This is a genomic window from uncultured Sphingomonas sp., assembly GCF_946477935.1.
In the GTDB taxonomy this organism is placed as follows: domain Bacteria; phylum Pseudomonadota; class Alphaproteobacteria; order Sphingomonadales; family Sphingomonadaceae; genus Sphingomonas.
In genome coordinates, this window is record NZ_CAMLAC010000262.1 from 1 (window position 1) to 4,523 (window position 4,523).

Sequence of the window (4,523 nt, forward strand, 5' to 3'; positions counted from 1 at the left end):
CACCGAGACCATGGCGTGCTGGGGCAGCCCCCACCCCAACCCTTCTCCTGAAGGGGAGGGGCTAGAAAGATTGACATGATGACCACCAATTCCTCCACCCAGTTCGTCAATGTCGGCGAGCGGACCAACGTCACCGGTTCGGCGGCGTTCAAGAAGATGATCATGGCGGGCGACTATGCCCGTGCGGTCGAAGTGGCGCGCAGCCAGGTGGAGAATGGCGCGCAGGTGGTCGACGTCAACATGGACGAAGGGCTGCTCGACGCCGAGTATGCCATGACGACCTTCCTGAAGCTGATCGCCGCCGAACCCGATATCGCGCGGGTGCCGATCATGATCGACAGCTCGAAATGGAGCGTGATCGAGGCGGGGCTGAAATGCGTGTCCGGCAAGCCGATCGTCAATTCGATCAGCATGAAGGAGGGCGAGGAGCAGTTCCTGCATCACGCGCGCCTGTGCATGGCGTATGGCGCGGCGGTCGTCGTCATGGCGTTCGACGAGGTGGGACAGGCGGACACCAAGGACCGCAAGGTCGAGATCTGCGCGCGGGCCTATGACCTGCTGACCGGCATTGGCTTCCCGCCAGAGGATATCATCTTCGATCCCAACGTCTTTGCGGTGGCAACGGGGATCGAGGAGCATAACAACTACGGCGTCGACTTCATCGAGGCGTGCCGCGAGATCAAGGCGCGCTGCCCGCACGTCCATATCTCGGGCGGGCTGTCGAACCTGTCGTTCAGCTTCCGCGGCAACGAGCCGGTGCGCCGCGCGATGCACTCCATCTTCCTGTATCATGCGATCCCCGCGGGCATGGACATGGGCATCGTCAATGCGGGCCAGCTCGACGTGTACGACACGATCGACCCTGCGCTGCGCACCGCGTGCGAGGACGTGATCCTCAACCGCGATCCGGAAGCGGGCGAGCGCTTGGTCGCGCTGGCCGAGACGTTCCGGGGCACGGATGCGGTGGCCGAGAAGCAGGCGGCCGAGTGGCGCGGGCTGGAGGTGACCAAGCGGCTGGAATATGCGCTGGTCAAGGGCATCGACGCGCATGTCGTGGACGATACCGAGGAACTGCGCGCCGCCGTCGCCGCGCGCGGCGGGCGGCCGATCGAGGTGATCGAAGGGCCGCTGATGGACGGGATGAACGTCGTCGGCGACCTGTTCGGTTCAGGCAAGATGTTCCTGCCGCAAGTGGTGAAGTCCGCGCGCGTGATGAAGAAGGCGGTGGCGCACCTGCTGCCCTTCATCGAGGCGGCCAAGGAGCCCGGCGCCAAGGGCAAGGGCAAGGTCATCATGGCGACCGTGAAGGGCGACGTGCACGATATCGGCAAGAACATCGTCGGCGTCGTGCTCCAGTGCAACGGCTTCGAGGTGGTCGATCTGGGCGTCATGGTCCCCTGGGCGAAGATCCTGGAGGCCGCGAACGAGAATGATGCCGACATGATCGGGCTGTCCGGCCTCATCACCCCCTCGCTGGACGAGATGGTGACGGTGGCCGAGGAAATGAGCCGCGCGAACATGACGATGCCGCTGCTGATCGGCGGCGCCACCACCTCCAAGGTGCACACCGCGCTGCGCATCGCGCCGGCCTATACCGGGCCGGTGGTGCATGTGCTGGACGCCAGCCGTGCGGTGGGCGTGGCGACCACGCTCGTCTCCGACACGCAGGCCGAGGGCTATGTCGCCGGGATCGCCGCGGAATATCAGAAGGTGCGCGATGCCCGCGCGGGCAAGGGCCAGAACGACCTGTTGCCGCTGGCCGAGGCGCGGGCGCGGGGCTTTACCGCGGACATGATGCTGAAGGCGAGCGCGCCGAAGCAGCCGGGCGTGCACGTGTTCGGCGACTGGTCGCTGGAGGATCTGCGCCATTATATCGACTGGACGCCCTTCTTCCGCGCCTGGGAACTGGCGGGTAATTTCCCGGCGATCCTGGACGACGAGGTGGTGGGGGAAAGCGCGCGCTCGCTCCATGCCGATGCGCAGGCGATGCTCGACCGGATCATCGCGGAGAAGTGGCTGACGGCCAGGGGCGTCGCCGCGCTATGGCCATGCCGGCGCGACGGGGACGACGTGGTGCTGGACGAGGGCACGCGGCTGCCCTTCCTGCGCCAGCAGATCGCCAAGCGCGAGGGGCGCGCCAATATGTGCCTGGCCGACTTCATCGATCCCGCAGGCGACTGGCTGGGCGGCTTTGCGGTCGGTATTCACGGGATCGAGCCGCATCTCGCCCGCTTCAAGGCGGAGGTGGACGATTACAACGACATCCTGCTGAAAGCGCTGGCCGACCGGCTGGCGGAAGCCTTTGCCGAAGCGTTGCACGCGCATGTCCGCACCGAGCTGTGGGGCTATGCCGAGGGCGAGCAACTGACCAACGACGCGCTGATCCGCGAGCAATATCGCGGCATCCGCCCGGCACCGGGCTATCCGGCGTGCCCGGAACACAGCCTGAAGCGGACGCTGTTCGATCTGTTGGGCGCGGAAGAGGCGGTGGGGATCGAGCTGACCGAAAGCTTCGCGATGCTGCCGACCGCGGCGGTGAGCGGCTTTTATTTCGGGCACGCGCAGGCGGAGTATTTCGGCGTCGCGCGGATCGGCGAGGATCAGGTTGCCGACTATGCCACGCGGCGCGGGGTGGATGTGGCACAGGCGACGCGCTGGTTGCGGCCCAATCTGGACTGAGAAGGTTCTCCGTAATGGACGGGGGAGCGCGGGCTCCCCCATTCGGCGCCTCATCTGGCGATGATGCTCACCCCGTGTTCCGACCATTGCGCCACAGTCTGGCACAGGGTCTTGGGCATCGACTTGTCCTTGCCGACGATAGGGCTTGTCTCGCGCGGCATGCAGATGCGGGAGTCCGGCGTCTTGAGGGCGCTGGCCGGCATTCTCACGATCTTGGTCTTGAGCATGACGGTCTCCGCGCCGGCCTGCGTTGCGGATGCGGCAAGTGCGAGACCGGCGATGGCGGTAGCGAGGATGGTGGTGAAACGTGGCATCGATAGGCTCCCTGAGGCAGATTATTCACCATCAACTGGTGCATCTGCCTTAGTGCATTAATGATGCCAAACACCTGATCGTCGTATTCTCAGTACCTTGACTGAAGTTGCTGATTCCAGTGCGTGGCGGCCTGCACCGAAAATTGGCGCCAGCCGCCAATCATCGCGATCAGAATCCCCGCTTCACCAAGGCGGGATCGCGCTTCAGCATCGGGGCGACCTTGGGGATCGTCAGCATCGTGCTGGCCACCGCCATCAGCAGGAGAGCGGTGAAGGTCTCGTTGGTGATGATGTGCTTGTCGAGCAGGATGTTGGCGAAGATGATCATGATCAGCGCCTTGGTCTGGAGCAGCCAGCCGATCGCCCTCGCATCGCCCTTGGGCCATTTCAGAATGCGTCCGGCCATGGCGACCCCGGCCAGCTTGCCGCCGATCGACGCGACCAGCAGCAGTGCGGCGGCGGCGAACACCGCGACACCGCCGACACCCCATTGCGTCTTGAGGCCCGTGGACAGGAAATAGACCGGCATGATGCCCATCAGGATCGTCTGACGGAACCGGTCCATCCGCGCCTCGCCGAACCAGTGCGCGTCGAGGACCGCGCCGGCCAGAAACGCGCCGACCATGAAGTGCAGCCCCGCCCAGTCGGCGGCGAAGCCGCAGGCCGCCAGCCAGATCAGCCCGACATACCAGCGGTCGTTCTCCGGAATGGCGCGCAGCAGGCGGCGCACGGCCCAGGTGGCGAGCGCGAAGCCGACCAGAAAGCCGGCCTGTCGCGTCACCCTTTCCCAGTCGAGCAGGATGAGCGCGAGGACGCCCCAGATGGCGATGTCGTCGAGGCTGGCGTAACGCAGGACACGCTGGCCGAGCGGCGCGCGCAGGATGGATAGCTTTTCCATCAACAGGACGAGGATCGGCAGCGCGGTGACGGCACAGGCCATGCCGATCCCGAGTACCACCTGCCAGTCCGCACCGTCCGCGCCGCGCCAGCCGGGGAAGCGGAGCATCAGGATCGCGGCAAGGCTGCCGGCGATCAGTGGTACACCGAGCGCAAGGCCGGCAGTGATCCCGGTTTCCCGGCGGCGGCGCCATGCCTCGCCCACGTCCAGTTCAAGTCCGGCGATCCACACGAACAGCATCACCGCCCACCAGGCGATGCCGTTCAGTGCGGTGATCGTCGGTCCGGCGAAGACGAAGGCGTAATAGCCGGGAAAGATCGCGCCCAGCACACCCGGCCCGAGCAGGACGCCGCCGATGATCTGCACGACGACGAGCGGCGCCCAGTAATCGGTGCGACCCAGTCGCCAGACCAGATAGGGCCCGGTGAAGATGATAAGGATCGCGAGGAGGAATATCTCCGTCGGCGTCATGTGCATGATCGTTGATACCCCCCGTTTTGTCGCTGGTTAGCGAAGGTGAGGGGAGGGGTGCAATGGGGGTGCTTGGCCCTCTCCCCGCAGGGGAGAGGGAGGGGACCCGCGGCGTAGCCGTGGGGAGGGTGAGGGGGCGCCCCAAACGCAAGCATTGCTTG

Annotated in this window: 3 protein-coding genes; 1 reads left to right on the forward strand and 2 read right to left on the reverse strand. The window is 65.6% G+C overall.

The window, feature by feature from the left end; genetic code table 11:
• Positions 1–78: 78 nt before the first annotated feature.
• Entirely contained in the window at positions 79–2,679 is a 2,601-nt protein-coding gene (metH, locus tag Q0U08_RS17940) for a methionine synthase (RefSeq protein ID WP_298093018.1), read from the forward strand.
• A gap of 50 nt (positions 2,680–2,729) precedes the next feature.
• On the opposite strand, the gene Q0U08_RS17945 is transcribed toward metH, so the two are convergent.
• On the reverse strand, positions 2,730–2,993 hold the full coding sequence (locus tag Q0U08_RS17945) for a hypothetical protein (protein WP_298093019.1): 264 nt from the start codon (positions 2,991–2,993) through the stop codon (positions 2,730–2,732).
• A gap of 169 nt (positions 2,994–3,162) precedes the next feature.
• Positions 3,163–4,368: a cation:proton antiporter gene (locus tag Q0U08_RS17950; RefSeq protein ID WP_298093020.1), complete on the reverse strand. Its 1,206-nt coding sequence runs from the start codon at positions 4,366–4,368 to the stop codon at positions 3,163–3,165.
• Positions 4,369–4,523 lie beyond the last annotated feature (155 nt).

Bases quoted from the DNA above. Each gene is read 5' to 3' on its own strand.
- Q0U08_RS17950 (WP_298093020.1), bottom strand. From the start codon at position 4,368: ATGCACATGACGCCGACGGAGATATTCCTCCTCGCGATCCTTATCATC.
- Q0U08_RS17945 (WP_298093019.1), bottom strand. From the start codon at position 2,993: ATGCCACGTTTCACCACCATCCTCGCTACCGCCATCGCCGGTCTCGCA.
- metH (WP_298093018.1), top strand. From the start codon at position 79: ATGACCACCAATTCCTCCACCCAGTTCGTCAATGTCGGCGAGCGGACC.